The sequence below is a fragment of the Oceanicola granulosus HTCC2516 genome (genome assembly GCF_000153305.1).
GTDB lineage: Bacteria > Pseudomonadota > Alphaproteobacteria > Rhodobacterales > Rhodobacteraceae > Oceanicola > Oceanicola granulosus.
This window is the reverse complement of sequence record NZ_CH724107.1, coordinates 74,871-95,373: the sequence shown is the minus strand read 5'-3', so window position 1 is coordinate 95,373 and position 20,503 is coordinate 74,871. Positions and strand designations below refer to the sequence as shown.

16 protein-coding genes and 1 tRNA gene are annotated in these 20,503 nt (G+C 71.0%); 4 read left to right on the top strand and 13 right to left on the bottom strand.

Going from position 1 to position 20,503, the window contains the following annotated elements:
- Window positions 1-2: 2 nt before the first annotated feature.
- The 4 genes from OG2516_RS00480 to OG2516_RS00465 all read right to left on the bottom strand — a co-directional run bounded on the left by OG2516_RS00480 (window position 3) and on the right by OG2516_RS00465 (window position 4,837).
- Window positions 3-983 (bottom strand): ABC transporter permease, encoded by a 981-nt coding sequence (locus OG2516_RS00480; RefSeq protein ID WP_007253616.1) that lies wholly within the window; start codon window positions 981-983, stop codon window positions 3-5.
- Between the two features lie 23 nt (window positions 984-1,006).
- Window positions 1,007-2,191 (bottom strand): M24 family metallopeptidase, encoded by a 1,185-nt coding sequence (locus OG2516_RS00475; RefSeq protein WP_007253615.1) that lies wholly within the window; start codon window positions 2,189-2,191, stop codon window positions 1,007-1,009.
- Between the two features lie 79 nt (window positions 2,192-2,270).
- Window positions 2,271-3,797: an ABC transporter substrate-binding protein gene (locus tag OG2516_RS00470; RefSeq protein WP_007253614.1), complete on the bottom strand. Its 1,527-nt coding sequence runs from the start codon at window positions 3,795-3,797 to the stop codon at window positions 2,271-2,273.
- Window positions 3,794-4,837 carry a GntR family transcriptional regulator gene (locus OG2516_RS00465; protein ID WP_007253613.1) on the bottom strand — a complete coding sequence of 348 codons (1,044 nt, stop codon included), beginning with the start codon at window positions 4,835-4,837 and terminating at the stop codon, window positions 3,794-3,796. Before OG2516_RS00465 ends, OG2516_RS00470 begins: the two co-directional genes overlap by 4 nt.
- 287 nt (window positions 4,838-5,124) lie before the next feature.
- Here OG2516_RS00465 and OG2516_RS00460 point away from each other — a divergent pair, with 287 nt between their 5' ends.
- The gene (locus tag OG2516_RS00460) at window positions 5,125-6,093 is read left to right on the top strand and encodes an aldo/keto reductase (protein WP_007253612.1); all 969 of its coding nucleotides are present in this window, start codon (window positions 5,125-5,127) and stop codon (window positions 6,091-6,093) included.
- Between the two features lie 114 nt (window positions 6,094-6,207).
- Here the strand turns inward: OG2516_RS00460 and OG2516_RS00455 are convergent.
- Window positions 6,208-6,283 (bottom strand) — tRNA-Thr (locus OG2516_RS00455).
- Between the two features lie 41 nt (window positions 6,284-6,324).
- Window positions 6,325-7,974 (bottom strand): ABC transporter permease, encoded by a 1,650-nt coding sequence (locus OG2516_RS00450; protein ID WP_007253611.1) that lies wholly within the window; start codon window positions 7,972-7,974, stop codon window positions 6,325-6,327.
- An 82-nt stretch (window positions 7,975-8,056) separates the two neighbouring features.
- Between OG2516_RS00450 and OG2516_RS00445 the strand changes: the two genes are divergently transcribed.
- Both OG2516_RS00445 and OG2516_RS00440 read left to right on the top strand, forming a co-directional pair.
- Entirely contained in the window at window positions 8,057-8,932 is an 876-nt protein-coding gene (locus OG2516_RS00445) for a hypothetical protein (protein WP_007253610.1), read from the top strand.
- Window positions 8,933-8,936: 4 nt separating this feature from the next.
- The gene (locus tag OG2516_RS00440; RefSeq protein WP_007253609.1) at window positions 8,937-10,106 is read left to right on the top strand and encodes a class I SAM-dependent methyltransferase; all 1,170 of its coding nucleotides are present in this window, start codon (window positions 8,937-8,939) and stop codon (window positions 10,104-10,106) included.
- 79 nt (window positions 10,107-10,185) lie between these two features.
- Here the strand turns inward: OG2516_RS00440 and OG2516_RS00435 are convergent, their stop codons facing one another.
- The 5 genes from OG2516_RS00435 to OG2516_RS00415 form a co-directional block, all read right to left on the bottom strand.
- The gene (locus OG2516_RS00435; RefSeq protein ID WP_007253608.1) at window positions 10,186-12,213 is read right to left on the bottom strand and encodes an OmpA family protein; all 2,028 of its coding nucleotides are present in this window, start codon (window positions 12,211-12,213) and stop codon (window positions 10,186-10,188) included.
- A gap of 128 nt (window positions 12,214-12,341) precedes the next feature.
- A complete protein-coding gene (locus OG2516_RS00430) occupies window positions 12,342-13,133 on the bottom strand; it encodes an FAD binding domain-containing protein (RefSeq protein ID WP_007253607.1) in 792 nt (263 codons plus the stop codon).
- 43 nt (window positions 13,134-13,176) lie between these two features.
- Entirely contained in the window at window positions 13,177-13,662 is a 486-nt protein-coding gene (locus OG2516_RS00425; RefSeq protein WP_040614856.1) for a (2Fe-2S)-binding protein, read from the bottom strand.
- 103 nt (window positions 13,663-13,765) lie between these two features.
- Window positions 13,766-15,907 (bottom strand): methylmalonyl-CoA mutase, encoded by a 2,142-nt coding sequence (gene scpA, locus OG2516_RS00420; protein ID WP_007253605.1) that lies wholly within the window; start codon window positions 15,905-15,907, stop codon window positions 13,766-13,768.
- The gene (locus tag OG2516_RS00415) at window positions 15,879-16,841 is read right to left on the bottom strand and encodes a hypothetical protein (RefSeq protein ID WP_007253604.1); all 963 of its coding nucleotides are present in this window, start codon (window positions 16,839-16,841) and stop codon (window positions 15,879-15,881) included. Before OG2516_RS00415 ends, scpA begins: the two co-directional genes overlap by 29 nt.
- Window positions 16,842-16,985: 144 nt before the next feature.
- Between OG2516_RS00415 and OG2516_RS00410 the strand changes: the two genes are divergently transcribed.
- Complete coding sequence (locus OG2516_RS00410; protein WP_007253603.1) at window positions 16,986-17,507, top strand: DUF4174 domain-containing protein; 522 nt, start codon at window positions 16,986-16,988, stop codon at window positions 17,505-17,507.
- Between the two features lie 3 nt (window positions 17,508-17,510).
- Here OG2516_RS00410 and OG2516_RS00405 read toward each other — a convergent pair whose 3' ends face one another.
- Both OG2516_RS00405 and OG2516_RS00400 read right to left on the bottom strand, forming a co-directional pair.
- The gene (locus OG2516_RS00405) at window positions 17,511-19,511 is read right to left on the bottom strand and encodes an acetyl-CoA carboxylase biotin carboxylase subunit (RefSeq protein ID WP_007253602.1); all 2,001 of its coding nucleotides are present in this window, start codon (window positions 19,509-19,511) and stop codon (window positions 17,511-17,513) included.
- A 116-nt stretch (window positions 19,512-19,627) separates the two neighbouring features.
- On the bottom strand, window positions 19,628-19,858 hold the full coding sequence (locus OG2516_RS00400; protein ID WP_007253601.1) for a hypothetical protein: 231 nt from the start codon (window positions 19,856-19,858) through the stop codon (window positions 19,628-19,630).
- Window positions 19,859-20,503: the final 645 nt, after the last annotated feature.

The following is a 20,503-nucleotide window of genomic DNA, read 5'->3' as shown; positions in this document are numbered from 1 at the left end:
GCCTACCTCAGTCGGATGCGCGGATCGACCGCGGCGTAGAGAAGGTCCACCAGCAGGGTCACGCTGGCGTAGATCAGGGCGAAGGTCAGCACGATGCCCTGGATCAGCGGGATGTCGCGCTGGGAGATCGCCGAGATGGTGAGCTGGCCCAGCCCCGGCCAGGCGAAGATCGTCTCGGTCAGGATCGCGCCGCCGAGCAGCGCGCCGAAGCGCAGGCCGATCACCGACACCACCGGCAGCAGCGCGTTGCGCAGGGCGTGGCGCCAGACCACCGAGCGGCGCCGCATCCCCTTGGCCTTGGCGGTGCGCACGAAGTCCTCGCGCAGCACTTCCAGCATCGAGGTGCGCACCAGCCGCGAGATGATCGCCGCCGAGTTCAGCGCCAGCGACAGCGCCGGCAGCGCGATGTGGGCGAGGCTGTCCCAGAGCGGCGCCGGGTTGCCGCGCAGCGCCATCCCGAGCGCCGAGACGAGCGGCTCGCCGCGCCCGATCGCGGGCAGCCAGCCGAGCTGGACGGCGAAGCCGAGCATCAGCAACAGCGCCAGCCAGTAGACCGGCATCGAGATGCCGATCTGCGCCAACAGCATCGCCACCGCATCGACCACCCCGCCCTGCCGTATCGCCGCCGTCACGCCGAGGAAGACGCCGACGACGGTCGACATCAGCAGCGCCACGAGCGCCAGCTCCACCGTCGCGCCGAGGCGGCCGAGGATGATGTCGGAGACCGGCGCGTTCTGGAAGATCGACACCCCCATGTCGCCCTGCAGCAGCTCGAGCATGTAGCGGCCGAGCCGCAGGAACCACGGATCGTCCAGCCCCAGCGCGTCGCGCAGCGAGGCGATGTTCTCGGGCGTCGCCTCCTGCCCCAGCAGCACCGCGGCGGGATCGCCCGGGATCAGCAGCAGCAGCCCGAAGGTGACGACGATGATGCCCAGCGCCATCGGGACGAACAGCAGCAGCCTGCGGATGATGTAGTCGGTCATGGTGTGGTCTCTCGTCCCGCGCGTCAGCCGATGACGATGTCGTCGATGCGGCGCGGGTGGTGGGTGAGCAGGTCGGGGCCGGCCTCGGTGACGTGGATCGTGTCGGCGATGCGGTAGCCGGCGAAGCCCGGCACGGTGATGGAAGGCTCCGACGACGTGACCATGCCGGCGGCCAGCACCGTCTCGTCGCCCGCCTCGACCCAGGGCGGCTCGTGGAACATCACGCCCATGCCGTGTCCGACCCGGTGCAGCAACCATTCCTCGGGCGCGTTGGCGCGGATGTGGTCGAGCCCCTGCGCGTCGGCATGGGCGCAGCTGTTGCCCGCGACCATCGCCGCAGTCGCCCGCCGTTGCGCCTCGAATGCGATGGCGTAGTGGCCGGCCTGTTCGGCGGTGGGCTCGCCGATGAAGAAGGTGCGCTCGCTCTCGGAGGCGCGTCCGCCGACCCGGCAGCCGAGCGACAGGATGAGGCTTTCGCCGACCTTGACCGGGTTGCCCGTCGGCATCGCGTGGGGGAAGGCCGAGCGCGCGCCGGAATAGACCAACCCGGAGGCCATCCCCTGCACCAGCATCCGGTCGGCGTGGTCCTCGTGCATGATGCGCATCGCGTGGCGCGAGACGTGGCTCTCGAGCTCGATCTCCGAGGGCAGCGTGCCCCCGCGCCGCAGCGCCTCGTCGATCAGCGCAACCCCGGCGGCGACCATCTCGTCGGCGATCCGGCCCGCCTCGCGGTGGAGCGCGATCTCGGCGGGCGTCTTGATCAGCCGCATCGCGCCGACGATGCCGCTGGCGCCGATATCGGCGCGCGGGAACACCGCGCGCAGGTGCGCGAGGCGGCCCAGCGACATGGACGGCGCGACGCCGACCCGGCCGGCGACCTCGCCCAGCCGCGGGCGCAGCGCCTCGAACGGCGACGTGACGCCGGGGAACTCGAAGTATGAAACCAGGTCGGCGGCAATGGCCTGATCCTGCGCGTGGGTGATCTCGAGCCGGGGCACCAGCAGGACGGCGTCGTCGGCGGTGATCGCAAAAACCACTGGGCGCTCTGTCGTGTAGTGCGAGAAGCCGGTCGTGTAGATGATGTCGTCGTTGGCCTCGAGCAGCAGCAGGTCCAGCCCGTCGCGCGCCATCGCGGCGCGGATGCCGGCGTGGATGGCCTCGTAATGCGCCGGCGGCAGGATCTGCCGGAAGCGGGGCTGGTCGAGCATGGGGAGCCTCGGGTCCGTTGGAAGGCAAGGAGCCGGCCGCCGCTGGGAGGAACGGCGGCCGGCGGTTGGCGCGGGCGCCTTATTCGGGCGTCGCGAGCCCGATCAGGCCGCGGAACGCGCCGCGCGGGTTGGCAGTGACGTCGGAGACGGCCTCCTCGTCCCAGAACAGCTGGTAGCCCTGGTAGCTGATGATGTAGTAAGGCAGCTCCTCGGCGATGATCTCGGCCGCGGCCCGGTAGGCCTCGGTGCGCGCGTCCTGCTCGAGCGCCGTGCGGCCCTCCTCCAGCAGCGCGTCGACCTCCGCGTTGTCGTAGCCGCCCCAGTTGAGCCCGCCCTCGGAGCTGAGCTGCGAGTAGAGCATGCGGTCGGGGTCGACGATGTTGAGCCAGCCGAGCAGCGCGATCTGGTGCTCGCCCTGCTGGACGTAGCCGGTCGAGAACGACGGCCAGTCCGAGATCTGGACGCTGGCGTCGACGCCGGCCTGCTGCATCATCGCCTGCAGGAACTCGACCGACTGCACCCGGTTCGGGTCTTCCGAGTGGGTGGAGAGCGTGATCGACAGGGTCTCGCCGTCCTTGTCGAGGAAGCCGTCGCCGTCGCTGTCGCTCCAGCCGAGCTCGTTGAACTTGGACACCGCGCCCTCGATGTCGAAGGTGGGCTGCTGGATGTCGGGCGAGTAGGCCCAGCTGCCGGGCAGGATCACCGAGGTCGCGACCTCGTCGACGCCCTGGTAGATCTGGTTCACGATGGTGTCCTGATCGACCAGCATGGCGAAGGCCTGCCGCATCTCCGGGTCCGACAGTAGTGGGTCGGAGGTGTTGAAGTTGAGGTAGGTCACGCCGAGGCCGGCGATGATCGCCGAGCCGACGCCGTCCATGTCCTGCAGGCGCTGAATGTCGTTTGGCGACAGCGGCGACTGGATCACGTCCAGATCGCCGGCCTCGAAGGCCTGGGCGCGGGCGGAGTTGTCGCCGACGATGCGCATCGTGACCTGCTCGACCTCGGGCGCGCCGGCCCAGTAGCTCTCGGACGGGGCGAGCACGATCTCCGAGCCACGGGTCCAGCTCTCCAGCACCATCGGCCCCGCGCCGACCGGCTCGAGCGCCATGTCGCCCTCGTAGTCGGAGGGCACGATGCCCATGTCGAGGTAGCTCAGAAGCGGCGCGTAGGGGGTCGACAGGTTGAACTGCACGGTGCGCTCGTCGATGGCCTCGACGCTCTCGATCGGCGTGTAGAGCGAGCGCTGCGGCGCGTTGAAGTCGGGGTCGATCAGGGTCTCGAAGGTGTGGACGACGTCCTCGGCCGTCAGCGCCGAGCCGTCGGAGAAGGTCAGCCCCTCGCGCAGGGTGAAGACGACGGTGGTGTCGTCCGGGCTTTCCCAGCTCTCGGCGAGGTCGGGCACCGCCTCGAGCTGCGGGGTCAGCTGCACCAGCCCCGAGGAGATCAGGTTGGAGGTGCGGTAGGCGGTGGTGTCGCGGGTCAGGCGCGGATCGAGGGTGCCGGCGTCGACGTCGGTGCCGATGACGAGCTCCTGGGCCGAGGCCATACCGGCGCCGGCCGCCGCGAGGGCGAGCGCCGCCACACAGCTGCGAAGGTGCGTTTTCATTGTTCCATCTCCTGTTGATGCGCGTCTTTCTTGGTCGTTGACGCCGGCTTGGGCGGGACGGGCATCCGGTCCCGGGCGGCGCGGAGCCCGGCCAGTCGCGGCACGAGCTCGTCTTCCAGCACCGCCGGATCGGGCGCGTGCCGGTATTCGAAACAGGGGACGCCCGGCGCGGTCATCCGGGCGATGTGGTCGGCGCCGGTGGCGTGAATCACCACGTCCGACTCGGCGATGACCTGAGCGAGGTCGGGCGCGTGCGACCAGCTCACCCGCACGTCCGAGACGTGCGGCGCGAACCGCTTCACGCTCGGGCGCATCACGGCGATGTAGTCCTTGAGCTGGGTGATCGCGGCGACGCGGGCGCGCGGGTCGATCCCGGCGAGCTTCTGGCGGGTCTCGTTGGAGGGGATGAAGCGCAGCCCCATCACCGCCGCCTGGGGCACGATCTCCTGCAGTTCCACCTCGCGGTGCAGCATCGTCAGCACGAGGTCGGCCTCGAGGCAATCCGCGCGCGCGGGCTCGGAGTTGCGCAGCTGGTCGAAGGTCATGATCGTGACCTTGTCGGAGGCGGCGAGGTGGGGGCGGATCTCGTCGACGTAGTCGACGGCCGGGGCCTCGAAGACGCCGACGAAGATGATCCGCAGCCCCGTCCGGCCGCGCCGCAGCTGGGCCTGCGCGTTGACCATCTCCACCAGCGCCGCGCGCCGCACGCCGAGCCGCTCGGCCTTGTTGAGCAGGATCTCCACCTCGGCGCGCAGCGCGGCGGCGGCGGTGTCCTGCAGGCGCGGGAACGACAGGCAGGTATAGGCGCCCGAGCCGTGCCGCATCTCGAGCAGGCCCGCGTCGCGCAGATCGGAATAGACTTGCGCGACGGTCGCCTGCGCGATGCCGAGATCGGCCGCCATGCGCCGCACCGAGGGCAGCTTGGTCCCCTTCGGCAGGTCGCCGTGCGAAAGCTGGTAGCTCATCAGCCCGTAGAGCTGCCGCCCCACCGGGACCGGCAGTGTCTTGTCGATGTAGCTGGGGTCGAAGTCGAAGGACAAAGTGTTCTACTCGGTTGGATCACCGGGAGGTTGGCCGCGATCTCCTCCATCACGCAAGACCTTTTTCGGCTGCGGAGTGTAATGACTTGCCGTGACACTCGGTCTTGCCTATTATTTGTGCAGATACGCGACGCCTCGCGCCACTTTCTGCTCCTCCCGGGCGAATCTGGTGGCCTTTTGCATCGCGAGAGCGTTCTCCTGCCCGCATCCGGAGCGGCCTCGCCACTCCCCCCGCCGCGGCACGCACGTCGCGCCGAAACCTGCCACGCCAGCGAAGAGGTGTAATAATGGAATATGTCAATCTCGGCCGGACCGGCCTCAAGGTGTCGCGGCTCGGGCTGGGCTGCATGACCTTCGGCTCGCCCGACTGGGCGCCGTGGGTGCTCGACGCCAAGGCCTCCGCACCGATCATCGCCAAGGCGGTGGAACACGGGATCAACCTCTTCGACACCGCCGACATGTACTCTCGCGGCGCCGGCGAGGAGGTGCTGGGCGAGGTGCTGATGCCGATGCTGCCGCGCCACCACATCGTGCTCGCCACCAAGCTCTACAATCCGATGAGCGACGACCCCAACGACCGGGGCCTGTCGCGCAAGCACGTCATGGACTCGGTCGACGGCAGCCTGCGCCGCCTGAAGACCGACCACATCGACCTGCTCCAACTGCACCGCTTCGACTACGGCACGCCCCTCGAGGAGACCCTCGACGCGCTCAACGACGTCGTGCGCGCCGGCAAGGTCCGCTACCTCGGCGCCTCGTCGATGTTCGCCTGGCAGTTCATGAAGGCCATCGGCCTCCAGCGCGCCAACGGCTGGGCGCAGTTCGTGTCGATGCAGCCGCACTACAACCTAATCTACCGCGAGGAGGAGCGCGAGATGCTGCCGCTCTGCCGCGAGGAAGGCATTGGCGTCCTGCCCTGGAGCCCCCTCGCCCGCGGCGTCCTCGCCGGCAAGCGCAGCTCCGTGCGCGCCGAGACCGACGGCACCGCCAACGCGCTCTACGACGCCTCGAAGGCACAGGACGACGCCATCGTCGCCGCCGTCGCCGCGATCGCCGCCGACCGGGGCGTGCCCCCGGCGCAGATCGCCTACGCCTGGGTCGCCACCCGCCCCGGCATCACCGCCCCGCTCGTCGGCATCTCCCGCGCCGAGCAATACAGCGACGCCATCGCCGCCCTCGACATCGAGCTGACGGCGGACGAAGTCGCCGCGCTGGAGGCGCCTTACGCCCCCAAACCCGTCGCCGGGCACGTCTGAGGCGGCCGACCGTACTGCGTCCGCCGAGCGGCGGACGCAGCCAGACTCGCCGCCACGGCGGCGGACCTCGATGGACAGGTCCGAGGGAAGCGCGGAGCGCGGGTCTTGCGATTTTGGTGCCCCCACACGGACTCGAACCGCGGACCCACTGATTACAAATCAGTTGCTCTACCAGCTGAGCTATAGGGGCACTGGCGCCGATTTACGCGCGCCGGGGCCGCGGTGCAAGCCTCAGCGGTTGGCGCGGGCGAGGAGGGCGACGGCGACGAGGCCGAGGGCGGTGATCATCAGCGCGGCGGGAGCGGCTTCGGCGATGTTCTCGAGAGAGGCCTTCTCGTGCACGCGGGTGGCGAGGGTGTCGTAGTTGAAGGGGCGCAGCAGGAGCGTCGCCGGGAGTTCCTTGACGCAATCGACGAAGACCAGAAGCAGCGCCGAGCCGACGGAGGCGCGCACCAGCGGCAGGTGGACCGCGCGCAGCGTGCCGCCCGCGCTGCGCCCGAGCGAGCGGGCGGCCATGGGCAGGCTCGGCGAGATGCGGCCCAGCGCGGCGTCGGCGGCGCCCTGCCCGATCGCGAAGAAGCGCACCACGTAGGCGAGGATCAGCGCCGCGGCGCTGCCGGTGAGCAGCAGGCCCGGATCGAAGCCCGTCAGCGCCACCCAGGCGTCGGCGAGCGCGTTGTCGAGCCGGGCGAGCGGGATCAGGATGCCGAGCGCCAGCACCGCGCCGGGGGCGGCGTAGCCGATGGCGGTGACCGGCATCAGCAGGATCGGCAGTCGGCGGCCCGACAGGCGCACGCCGTAGACCATGAACAGCCCGCCCCCGACGCAGAGCACCGCCGCTATCCCGCCGGTGACGACGGTGTGCCACAGCGCCCGCACCAGCCCCGGCGCGGCCCATTCGGCGGCGTCGAGCGCGTGGCTGGTGATGACCGCGACCGGCAGCAGAAAGCCCCAGGCCACCGGGATCAGGCAGGCCAGCGTCGCCGCCCAGGCAAGGCGCGGCGGCAGCGGCTCGGCGATCACCGGGCGGATCTGGCGGGCGGTCTGGAAAGTGCGGCTCTTGCGCCGGCTGATCTTCTCCACGAGCACCAGCAGCACGATCAGCGACAGCGACAGCGTCGCGATCTGGGCCGCGCCGCCGAGGTTGCCCGATTGCAGCCACACCGAGAAGATGCCGGTGGTGAGGGTCTGGACGGCGAAGTAGTCGACGGTGCCGAAGTCGTTCACCGTCTCCATCATCACGATCGCCACGCCCGCCGCCGCCGCCGGGCGCATCAGCGGCAGCCCGACGCGGAAGAAGCGCGACAGCGGCCCCGCCCCCAGCGCGCGCGCCACCTCGAAGCCGGCCCCCGACTGTTCGCGCAAGGCGGCGCGGGCGAGGATGTACACGTAGGGATAGAGCGCGGCGGAGAAGACGAGGATCGCCGCCCCGCGCGAGCGGATCTCGGGGAACCAGTAGTCGCGCGCGCTCTGCCAGCCCATCAGCTCGCGCAGGGCGGTCTGGACCGGGCCGGCATATTCGAGGAAGTCGGCGAGCGCGTAGGCGCCGACATAGGCCGGCACGGCCAGGGGCGCGAGCAGCGCCCATTGCAGCCAGCGCCGCCCCGGAAAGCGGTACATCACCACGAGCCAGGCCGCCCCCGTGCCCATCGCCGCCGTCAGCGCGCCCGTCGCCAGCATCAGCAGCGCGGTGTTGCCGAGGTAGCGCGGCAGGGTCGTGGCCACGAGGTGCGGCCAGATGTTCTCCTCGGGGTGCAGCGCAAACCACACCACGGCGACGATCGGCAGCAGCACGACGGCCGCGATGACGGCGGCCCCGAGGGACCAGCCGTCGGGGCGGCGCCGGGCGGCCGCGAGAGGCTGACGAATTCCCTCGGACATGGGGCACGCGCCTAGCGGAAAGCGGTTTGCGTGTCCAGATTTCCCCGCATAAGTTCGCCGCCAATCGAGGGCCCGGCCGCACATGCAGATCGTCTATCATATCGGCGCGAATTGCACCGACGGAGAACGGCTTACGCGCTCGCTCGCCAAGAACGACGAGACCTTCGCCGCGCAGGGGATCAGGGTGCCGCCGGGGGGCAAGTACCGCCGCCTGCTGCGCGAGACGATCCAGAATCTCGACGGCCGCGAGCCCGAGCCCGACACCCGCGACATCCTGCTCGACGCGATCCTCGACGACGAGTCGGCCGAGCGGCTGGTGCTGAGCAACCCCGACTTCATCTGCATCGCCAACCGCATCTTCGAGGGCGGCACCTTCTACGGGCTGGCCGACTTCAAGGTCGCCTCCTTCCGGCGGCTGTTCCCCGAGGACCGCGTCGAGTTCCACCTCGCGCTGCGCAACCCGGCGACCTTCATCCCCGCCGCCTTTGCCGAATCCAAGAGCCCGTCGCTCGAGACGTACCTGCGCGGCGTAGATCCGCTGTCGGTGCGCTGGTCCGACCTCGTCACCCGCATCCGCGCCGCCGCGCCCGACGCCGGGCTGACGATCTGGTGCAACGAGGACACTCCGCTGATCTGGGCGCAGCTGATCCGCGAGCTCTCCGGCGTCGATCCGATGACCAAGATCTCGGGCGGGTTCGATCTGCTCAACGCGATCATGAGCCCCGAGGGGATGCGCCGCCTGCTCGTCTACCTCAAGAGCCACCCGCCCCAGACCGAGGTGCAGAAGCGCCGTGTCATCGCGGCCTTTCTCGACAAGTTCGCCATCGACGAGGAAGTCGAGGAGGAGGTCGACCTGCCGGGCTGGACGGACGAGCTGGTGGACGCGCTGACCGCGGCCTACGAGGAAGACGTCTACGCCATCGAGCGGATGAATGACGTCACCTTCATCGGGCCCTGATCCCATGGCCGACCGGGTCCGCGCGCAGTACGAGGCCTACCCCTACCCTGCCCGCGACCCGGCCGACGAGGCCAGGCGGCTGATCGTCGGCTCGCCCTCGGACCCGCGCGAGATCGACCACGTGCTGTTCGGCGGGCGGCGCGACTGGTCGGTGCCGCTGCGCGCGCTGGTGGCGGGGGGCGGCACGGGCGACGGGCTGGTGCAGCTGGCGCAGAAGCTCGCCTGGGCGGGGCGGCCCTGCGAGATCACCTACATCGACCTCTCCGAGCGGGCGCGCGCCATCGCCGAGGCCCGGCTCGCGGCGCGCGACCTCGGCGGCGTGCGCTTCGTGACGGGCTCGCTGCTCGACGCCGGAGAGCTCGGGCCCTTCGACTACATCGATTGCTGCGGCGTGCTGCACCACCTGCCCGACCCGGTCGCCGGCTTCGCGGCCCTGCGCGCCGCCCTCGCCCCGGGGGGCGGGATCGGCTTCATGGTCTACGCGCCCTACGGCCGCACCGGCGTCTACCCGCTGCAGGAGGCCTTCGGCGCGCTGTTCGCCGGGCTCTCCGAGGCCGACCGGCTGGCGGCGGCGCGCACGGCGCTGGCGCGGCTGCCGGAGGGGCACCCCTTCCGCCGCAACCCGCACCTCGCCGATTACGAGGCGAGCGACGCGGGCTTCTACGACCTGCTGCTGCACAGCCAGGACCGCGCGTTCCCGGTGCGCGACCTCCACGCGGCCCTCGCGGCGGCGGGGCTGCGGGCGGTGACGCTGCTGCCCGAGCGGCTCTACGATCCGGCGCGCTTCGTCGAGGTGCCCGAGGGGCTGGACGCGCTGACCCGGATGGAGATTGCCGAGAAGCTCGACGGGACGATGAAGGTCCATATCGGCTACGCCGTCCCCGCCGACGATCCGCGACAGGTCGCCGAGGGCGCGCCCGATCAGGTGCCCCACCTCGCCGGCCCGCCCGAGCGCATCGCCCGCCAGATCGCGGCGACGGGCCGCCTCGCCTTCCGCGCCAACGGCCACCACCCGGCCGAGATCGTGCTCCCCGAGGACGCCGCCCCGCTGCTCGCGGCCATCGACGGCCACCGCACCGTCGAAGCCCTGCGCGCCGGGCCGGCGGGGGCGCACTGGGACGCCGTCGCCGCTGCCTTCAGCGGCTGGAACCTGCTCCACTACGCGCGCCTCTGACGCGGAGCGCCACCTCGGCGCACGAACGAAAGAAGCCGGCCACGGGGGCCGGCTTCTTCATCAGGTCTCTGCGCTCGCGTCAGCCGAGCAGGCCGGTGATGTTGCGCACCGCGGCGCGGCGGTTGGCACGTTCGGCCTCGGCGGTCGGCACGAGCAGCTGGCTCTCGCCGTAGCCCTGCGTCACGAGGTTCTCCGGCGGCACGCCGAAGTACTCCGTCAGCGCCAGCGCCACCGATTCCGCGCGCCGGTCGGAGAGCGCGAGGTTGTAGCTCGCGTTGCCGACGGCGTCGGTGTGGCCCTCGATCAGGAACACCGCGCGCGGGTTCTCACGGATGATCGCGGTGATCGCCTGGCCGAGCGCTGCCAGCTCCTCGGCCTCCTCGGGACGGATCGCGGCGGAGGCGGTCTCGAAGTTGATCTCCTCGAGCGCGATCTCCGGCGCCAGCGCGCGCACTTCCTTGATCTGGCGGATCTGGCGCAGCGAGAAGGTCCGATCGTAGCTGGCGTTGCTGGCGGCAAGCGCGGCGAGGAGCGCCTCCTCGTCCGACAGCGACACATCCCGCGGCTGCGGGGCGTCGGGCAGCGCCGTCACGTCGACGGGGGCGACGTCGGTGGTGTCGTCGAACAGGATCACGCGGGTGCCGTCGGGCATGATCCGCTCGCGGCGCACCACGGTGCCGTCGGCGGCGCGGATGGTGACGACCTGGCTGCCGTCGTCACGGGTGACGATGGTGCGGGTCGAGCCGTCGGCGAAGCTGACGGTCTGCACCTCGGCGCCCGGCTGGCGCAGCAGGACGTCGTCGTCCTTGAGCACGTAGAGCCGGCCGTCGCGCTCGATCACCACACGGTCGCCGGTGTTGGAGACGACCTCGCCGCCATCGTCGAGCACCGAGCCCACGGCCACGGCGCCGAGGCCGAGCAGCAGGAAACGCTCGAAGTTGCTCAGGCCCTCGTCGTCGCCGTCACCCGAGGCGGTGGTCTCGAAGTCCTCGTCGGACGAACGGACGGTCTCCTCGGTGACTTCCTCGGTGACGACCTCCTCGCCGGATTCCGCGCTCTCGGACGCCGCGAGCGCCTCGATCGGTGCGCTGGCTTCGGCGGCCTCCTCCTCGGAGGTCTCGGCCGGCGCTTCGCCGGTGGCTTCGGTGGAGCTGTCGGTCTCGGCTTCAGCCCCAGTGTCGGTCACCTCGGCTCCGGTCTCGGCCTCGGCCTCCGTTTCCGGCGCGGTCACCTCGGCCTCTGCTTCGCTCTCCCCGTCGGTCTCGGGCGCCGCGGCGTCGTCGACGGACAGCTCTTCTGCCAGGTCTTCGGCGCTCGGCCCTTCACCGGTCTCGGCGGCAGCGTCTGCCTCGGGCTCGGGCGGGGTCTCGCTCTCGGCGGTGGTGTCGGCGCCGATGTCGGCTTCCGCGTCGCCCTCGGGCGGCGTGTCGCTGTCGGCATCGGTCGCCTCGCCGATCGGGCCTTCCTCGGCCTCGACTTCGGCTTCGGTCGCGGCCTCAGTCTCGGTCGCGGCCTCAGCCTCGGGCACCGCGTCGGTTTCCGGAGAGGCCTCGCCGGCCTCCTCCGTCACCTCCGCCCCGGCTTCGGGCGCTTCGGCCATCTCGGATTCACCATCCGTCTCCGGGGCGGGCGCGTCGTCCACCTGCTCCATCACCTCGGCCTCACCCTCGGCCCCGGCTTCCCCGGTGACCTCGACATTCTCGGTCGCCTCCGGTGCAGGCGCGTCCTCGGCCTCGACGGTCACGTCGGCCTCTCCGTCCGTCTCCGGCGCAGGTGCGTCGTCCACCTCCTCGGTGACGGCGTCGGCGGAAGGCTCGGCCTCGGCCTCGCCCTCGGCGGACATCTCGGCTTCGCCCTCGGCGGGAAACTCGCCGTCTTCGGCCTCGACAGCCATCTCGCTGTCGGCCCCGGCGGCCGCGTCGGTGGCGGCCTCGAACTCGGGAAGGGTCTCGATCACCTCGCCTTCGAGGTCGACGCAGGGGAAGGTCATGCCGTCGCACAGCGGCAGGTCGGACGTCTCGGCCTCGTCCTGCGCGAAGGCCGGGACCGGGCCCGTGGCGAGCGCGAGGGAGAGGACCATGGCGGTCGTGGAACGATAGCGGCTCATGTGGTTTTCCTCATGGAAACGCACCCGCAGGGCGGGCGCCAGTTTGCCATGGAAACGCCGCCTCCGCCGCCGCGTTCCACCGGCGGCGGATGACCGGGCGGCAATCCGCCCGGCCCTGTGCGCCGCGATCAGCCGGCGGCGGCGACGGCCCGTTGCGTCATCACCTTGACGAGGTGCGCGCGGTACTCCGGCGTGCCGTGCAGGTCCTCGATCATGCCGTCGGCGGGCACCGAGAGGCCCTCGAGCGCATCCGCCGACCAGTTCGACGCCAGCGCCTCCTCGGCCTCGTTCCAGCGGAACACGCCCCCCTCCGACGCCCCCGTCACGCCGACGCCGCCCCGGTCCGCGTACCTGGCGACGAAGACGCCGACGAGCGGGAAGCGCGACGCGGGCTGCTCGAACTTCTGGTAGTTCGACGCCTCGGGCACCTCGAAGCGCACCTCGGTGATCAGCTCCCCCTCCTCGAGCGCCGTCTCGAACAGGCCGAGGAAGAACTCCCCCGCCGCGATCTCGCGGCGGTCGGTGACGATGGTCGCACCGCAGGCCAGCGCCGCCGAGGGGTAGCAGGCGGAGGGGTCGTTGTTGGCGAGGCTGCCGCCGATGGTGCCGCGGTTGCGCACGGCGGGATCGCCGATCTTCGCCGCCAGCCCGGCGAGGCCGGGGAAGCGATCGGCCGCCTCGCGGGCGATCGCGCCGTGGGTGGTGCCGCCGCCGATGCAGAGCCGGCCGTCGTCGGCGGTGCAGATGCCCTTGATCTCCTCGATGCCGGCCAGGCTGACGAGCTTGGAGGGCATCGCCAGCCGCGCCTTGAGCGACGGGATCAGCGTCTGCCCGCCGGCAAGCGCCTGCGCGTCCTCCTCCTTCAGCGCCGCCAGCGCGTCGGCGAGGGTGGTCGGTTTCTCGATCTCGAATGCGTACATGTCTGTCTCCTACGCGGCGCCGCCGGGGGTGGGCCCGCCGCGCCTACTCGGCCGCGATGGCGCCGACGTCCTGGCCGGACGCGGCCATGACGGCCTTGACGATGTTGTGGTAGCCCGTGCAGCGGCAGATGTTGCCCTGCAGGTACTCGCGGATCTCGGCCTCGGTGGGGCGCGGGTTGTCCTTCAGCAGCGCGGTCGCCGACATCACCATGCCCGGCGTGCAGAAGCCGCATTGCAGGCCGTGATGCTCCTGGAACGCCTGCTGCACCGCCGAGAGCGTGCCGTCGGGCGCGGCGATGCCCTCGATGGTGGTCACCTCGGCGCCCTCCGCCTCGAGCGCGAACATGGTGCAGGCCTTCACCGCCGCCCCGTTCACGTGCACCACGCAGGCCCCGCATTGCGACGTGTCGCACCCGACATGGGTGCCGGTGAGTTCGAGCGAGTTGCGCAGGAAATCGACGAGCAGCGTCCGGCCCTCGACCTCGCCCTCGGCGGGCTGTCCGTTCACACTCATGCTGACTTGAGCCACGATCGTCCTCCAGATTGGTGTCTTGGCGGCACCCTACTCCAGAGGCGGCGGGTGTCGAGCCGAGAATGCGGGCGGGCCGGCGAGTGCCGGGCTGAAGCCCGGCCTACGGGGTGCGCGCCTCGCGGATCAGGCGCAGGATATCCTGCGCGGCGGCGGGGATGTTGGTGCCGGGGCCGAAGATCGCCTTCACCCCGGCCTGCTCGAGGAAGGCGTAGTCCTGGCTCGGGATGACGCCGCCGCAGACGACGAGGATGTCGTCCGCCCCCTGCGCCCGCAGCGCCGCCACGAGCTTGGGCGCGAGGGTCTTGTGGCCGGCGGCCTGCGAGGAGATGCCGACGACGTGGACGTCGTTGTCGAGCGCGTCCTGCGCGGCTTCCTCCGGGGTCTGGAAGAGCGGGCCGACGTCGACGTCGAAGCCGATATCGGCGAAGGCGGTGGCGATGACCTTCGCGCCGCGGTCGTGGCCGTCCTGGCCCAACTTGACGACGAGCATCCGGGGCCGCCGCCCCTCCTCCTCGGCGAACGCCTCCACCGCGCGCTGGATCGCGGCGAAGCCCTCGTCGCCCTCGTAGGCCGAGCCGTAGACGCCTGCCAATGTCTTCACCTCCGCCCTGTGCCGTCCGAAGACCTGCTCCATCGCCGCGCTGATCTCGCCCACCGTGGCGCGGGCACGCGCGGCCTCGACCGCCGCCTCGAGCAGGTTGCCGCCCTCGCCGGCGCGGCGGGTCAGCTCGGCGAGCGCGGCATCGCAGGCGGACTGGTCGCGGCCGGCGCGGACCCGCTCGAGCCGCTCGATCTGGCCAGCGCGCACGCGGGCGTTGTCGATCTCGAGGATGTCGATCGGGTCTTCCTTGGCCTTGCGGTACTTGTTGACCCCGACGATCACGTCCTCGCCCCGGTCGATCAGCGCCTGCCGCCGCGCCGCCGTCTCCTCGATGCGCATCTTGGGCATGCCCGAGGCGACGGCCTCGGTCATCCCGCCCAGCGCCTCGACCTCCTCGATCAGCGCCCAGGCCTTCTCGGCGAGCTCGTGCGTCAGGCTCTCGACATAGTAGCTGCCGGCGAGCGGGTCGGCGACGTGGGTGATGCCGGTTTCTTCCTGCAATATCAGCTGCGTGTTGCGCGCAATTCGTGCGGAGAAGTCGGTCGGCAGGGCGATGGCCTCGTCGAGCGCGTTGGTGTGCAGCGACTGGGTCCCGCCGAGCACGGCCGAGAGCGCCTCGTAGGCGGTGCGCACGACGTTGTTGTAAGGGTCCTGCTCCTGCAGCGAGACGCCCGACGTCTGGCAGTGGGTGCGCAGCATGGAGCTCTTCGGGTTCTTCGGCGCGAACTCCTCCATGATCCGGTGCCAGAGCAGGCGGGCGGCGCGCAGCTTGGCGGCCTCCATGAAGAAGTTCATCCCGATGGCGAAGAAGAAGCTGAGCCGGGGCGCGAAGCGGTCCACGTCCATGCCGCGCGCGATGGCGGCGCGGACGTATTCGCGCCCGTCGGCCAGGGTGAAGGCGAGCTCCTGCACGAGGTTCGCCCCGGCCTCCTGCATGTGGTAGCCCGAGATCGAGACCGAGTTGAACTTCGGCATGTAGTCGGCTGTAAATTCTATGATATCCGCCACGATCCGCATGCTCGGCCCGGGCGGGTAGACGTAGGTGTTGCGGACCATGAACTCCTTGAGGATGTCGTTCTGGATGGTCCCCGAGAGGGCGGCGCGGTCGTGGCCCTGCTCCTCGCCGGCGACGATGAAGCTGGCGAGGATCGGGATCACCGCGCCGTTCATCGTCATCGACACGCTGATCTTGTCGAGCGGGATGCCGTCGAACAGGATCTTCATGTCCTCGACGCTGTCGATCGCCACGCCCGCCTTGCCCACATCGCCCTCGACGCGGGGATGGTCGCTGTCGTAGCCGCGGTGGGTGGCGAGGTCGAACGCGACGGACACCCCCTGCTGCCCACCCTCGAGCGCGCGGCGGTAGAAGGCGTTGCTCTCCTCGGCGGTGGAGAAGCCCGCGTACTGCCGGATCGTCCACGGCCGGTTGGCGTACATCGTCGCGCGCACGCCGCGGGTGAAGGGGGGCGCGCCGGGGACTGTGCCCATGTGGGGCAGCTCGGCGGTGTCGGCCTCGGTATAGAGCGGGCGGACGTCGATGCCCTCGAGCGTGTGCCACGTCAGCTCGTCCGGGTCGCGGCCGCGGAGCTCGGCCTCGGCCAGCCTGCGCCATTCATCCCGTCGCGTGTCGTCTCCGGTCACCGTCACCTCCTCCTGTCATCGGCCGGTCGCTGGCGCACCGGTCGTCTCGGTTGGCCGGGACGGTTGTTCCGTCCTCGAGCCGCGCCAGCCCGTCCGCGCCCGCCCTCAGCCAGGTGAGGTCGGACTCGTAGAGCGCCTGCAACGTGCGGCGCTGGTCGGCGTCGAACGGCATCCAGCGCCCTTCCTCGCCGCCGCCGCCCTCGGGCAGCCCCTCGCCGCGCGCCCGCGCGATCTGCGCCAGGTCGCGCGCGAACAGCGAGCGATGGCGCCAGTCCCGCGCGCCCGGCAGGCGGGGCGAGCAGGTCAGCGAGCGGGTCAGCCGCTCGGTCTGCCAGTCGGGGCGACCGACGGCGGATTCGAACGGCCAGACCAGCAGGTCGGCCTCCGGGAACACCCGGGCGACCTCGCGCACGACATCGCGCCAGCGGCGGGGCTGGGTGACGAGGCGGTCGAGCACGTCGACCTCCGGCACCCGGTGCCCGCGCGCCACCGCGAAGGCGAGCGCCGACGACCAGTATCCGTCATACGAGCGGATCGACAAGCCGATCCGGCACACCCGCTCCGCGAAGATCGGCGAAATGCGCGCCAGCCGGGCCTCGAGCGCGGGGTAGAGCGCGACCTCGCGCAGGTTGTTGCGCACCGCGCCGATCATGTTTTCCTCGGAGATCAGCAGCTGCCGCCGCCCCGCCTTCTCCACCCGGGCGACTTCCACCTCCAGCCGCCCCTGCGCGCGGCGGGCGACCGCGCGCCCCATCCGCCCGCCGATCCCCTCGCCGGGACGGCCGACGAGCGTATCGAGCAGCCCGTTGCTCGTGCGGCGCGGCGTCCAGGCCTCGAGCCCGGCGGCGTGCAGGTGCGACCGGTTGAGGTCGAGGAAGTTCTGGAAGGTGGTGGTGCCCGTGCGATGGGCCCCGATATGCAAGATGACGTCCAAGCGCGCGCCCCCACTCCGCCCGGACGGCCGCCCCCATGACGCCCCCCGACCCGGGCCCGCGGCAGATATCGCGCAGCTTTGTCACCAGCGCCTTAAACGTAAAGTTGTTCGCACCCCGCGGCTTCGGCAACTATATCTTGAGACATGAGACCCTCGCTTCCCGCCATCCTTGGCCTCGCCCTCCTCGCCGCTCCCGTCGCCGCCCCGCTCCGGGCGCAGCAGACAGCCTCGTCCGACCTGCAGGCGAGCGACGCCGTGGCCGAGGAGATGAGCCCGCTCGACCGCTGGCTCGCCGCGCCCGACACGGTTTTCGACGCCGCCGAGATCGACCTCGACGACTTCATCTGGCGCGCCCGGCCCATCGTCGTCTTCGCCGACAGCCCGTTCGACCCGAGCTTCCAGCGCCAGATGGAGCTGCTCGCCGACCGGCCCGAGGATCTCGTGGAGCGCGACGTGCTGATCGTCGCCGACACCGACCCGGCCGCCATGAGCGGGGTGCGCCAGCGGCTGCGGCCGCGCGGCTTCATGCTGGCGCTGCTCGGCAAGGACGGCGAGGTCGACCTGCGCAAGCCGCTGCCCTGGGACGTGCGCGAGATCACCCGCTCGATCGACAAGACCCCGCTGCGCCAGCAGGAGGTCGAGGAGCGCCGCCGCCAGGGCGACTGAGCCCTACTCGAACTCCATGATGACGTCGTCCACGGCGAGGCTGTCGCCGGGGCCGGCATTGATCCGGGCGACGGTGCCGGCACGCTCGGCGCGCAGGATGTTCTCCATCTTCATCGCCTCCACGGTGCAGAGCGGCTGGCCCTCCTGCACCTCGTCGCCGGCTTCCACGTCAACCTTCACCACCAGCCCGGGCATCGGGCAGAGCAGCAGGCGCGAGGTGTCGGGCGGGGTCTTCTCGAGCATCAGCGCTGCGAGCTCGGCCTGCCGGGGAGTGCGCACGTGGACCTTGAGATCGGCCCCCCGCGTGCGCATCCGGAAGCCGCCGGAGACCTTGCCGACCTTGAGCACCAGCGGCCGGCCGTCGACCATGAGCCGCGCCAGCGCGCCGCCGGGGCGCCAGTCGCTCTCGACGCGCAGCGCCCGGCCGCCCTCGAAGCGCACCGTGGCGCCAGCGGGATCGGCGGCGATGGTGACGGGGAAGTCGCGCCCCTGCAGCGTCACCACCCACTCGGCGCCCACATGGCGCTCGTGGTTGCCCATCCGCCCCGAGACGCGGGTGCGGCGAATCTCGCTGACCCGGTGCATCGCCGCCGCCGCCGCCGCGACCCGGCGCAGCTCGCTCTCGGGCAGGTCGACCCCGGCGAAGCCCTCGGGCCATTCCTCGGCGATGAAGGCGGTGGTCATCCGGCCGGCGACGAACTTGGGGTGGTCCATCACCGCCGACAGGAACGGCAGGTTGTGCCCGATCCCCTCGATCTCGAACCCGTCGAGCGCCTGGCGCATCTCCTCGACGGCGTCCTCGCGGCTCGGCGCCCAGGTGCAGAGCTTGGCGATCATCGGGTCGTAGTACATCGAGATCTCGCCGCCCTCGAAGACGCCGGTGTCGTTCCTGACCGCGCGGGTCGGCGTCGCCTCCTCGGCGGGCGGCCGGTAGCGGGTGAGCCGGCCGATCGAGGGCAGGAAGTTGCGGTAGGGGTCCTCTGCGTAGAGCCGGCTCTCGATGGCCCAGCCGTCCATGCGGATATCGTCCTGGCCGAAGGGCAGCCGCTCGCCGGCGGCGACGCGGATCATCTGCTCGACGAGGTCGATGCCGGTGATCAGCTCGGTCACCGGGTGCTCGACCTGGAGCCGGGTGTTCATCTCGAGGAAGTAGAAGTTCTTGTCGCCGTCGACGATGAACTCGACCGTGCCGGCGCTCTGGTAGCCCACCGCCTGCGCCAGCGCGACCGCCTGGGCGCCCATCGCGGCGCGGGTCCCGGGGTCGAGGAACGGGCTCGGCGCCTCCTCGATGACCTTCTGGTTACGGCGCTGGATCGAGCATTCGCGCTCGTGCAGGTAGACGCAATTGCCGTGCCCGTCGGCGAGGACCTGGATCTCGATGTGGCGCGGCTGGGTGACGAACTTCTCGATGAAGATGCGGTCGTCGCCGAAGCTCGCCGCCGCCTCGTTCTTGGACGACTGGAAGCCCTCGCGCGCCTCGGCGTCGGACCAGGCGATGCGCATCCCCTTGCCGCCGCCGCCGGCGCTGGCCTTGATCATCACCGGGTAGCCGACCTCGCGGGCGATCTTCACCGCCTCCTCGGCGTCGGCGATCAGGCCCATGTAGCCGGGCACCGTGCTGACCCCGGCCTCGGCGGCGAGCTTCTTGGAGGTGATCTTGTCGCCCATCGCCTCGATGGCGCGCACCGGCGGGCCGACGAAGGCGACCCCGGCCTCGGCGAGCGCCTGGGGAAAGCGCGGATTCTCGCTAAGGAAGCCGTAGCCCGGATGCACCGCCTGCGCGCCGCTGTCGCGGACCGCCTGCATGACGCGGTCGATGGCGATGTAGGACTGGTTGGCCGGCGCGGGGCCGATGGCGATGGCCTCGTCGGCCATGCGCACGTGGAGCGCGCCCCGGTCGGCATCGGAATGAACCGCCACCGTCTCGATGCCCATCCGGCGCGCGGTCTTGATGACCCGGCACGCGATCTCGCCCCGGTTGGCGATCAGCAGCTTGTCGAACATCGTCCCCCCTGTGGTGCGGCGGCTCTGGCGGCCGCGCGTCTCCCCTGTCGTGAAAAAGCCGCCGGAAGCACGAAGGCTCCCGGCGGCTCTGATGTCTTCGCTAACGGGTGCCCCGATTAGCGGCGGCAGACGCCCGCATCGTCGCAGAGGGCGCCGGCAGCGCCGCCCACGAGCGCGGCACCGGCCACGTCGCGGTTGTCGGCACCGGTCAGCAGCGCGGCACCGCCGGCGGCGGCGGCGCCGATGGCGGCACGGTCGGCGTCGGTGGTCGGGTAGCCGCTGTTCTCGCAGGCGGTGAGGCCGACGGCGGCGATGAGACCGAGCGCGGACAGTTTCAGCTTGCTCATGGTAGTTCTCCGTACAGTGGATTCGGTTACACAGCTGCTTATCATGCAGCTATCACCCTCTTCCACAAGCAAAACGGCGACGGCGGAAAAGCGCGGGGTGGCGCTCGCGAGAGCGGAACCACCCCGCTTCGAGAAAGGGACGTGGATCGCGCGGAGCGACAGGCCCCGTGCGACGGCTTCAGCCTGCCAAAGCCCGACGCGCCCGCCTAGCCCGTGTGACAGGGTGCAACGGACATGGGCTGAAATCTGCCGGCTGGCGCGGTGAAGCGGCAAATCCCCGCGCAGGGGGGCGGGCGGCAGCAACGTCAGGTGGCGGAGCGGGCAGCCGGGCTGAAGCCCGGCCTACGGCCCGAAGCTCCGCGTAGGCCGGGCTTCAGCCCGGCTGCCCGCTCCGCCACCTGACGTTGCTGCCGCCCGCCCCCCTGCGCGGGGATTTGCCGCTTCACCGCGCCAGCCGGCAGATTTCAGCCCATGTCCGTTGCACCCTGTCACACGGGCTAGGCGGGCGCGTCGGGCTTTGGCAGGCTGAAGCCGTCGCACGGGGCCTGTCGCTCCGCGCGATCCACGTCCCTTTCTCGAAGCGGGGTGGTTCCGCTCTCGCGAGCGCCACCCCGCGCTTTTCCGCCGTCGCCGTTTTGCTTGTGG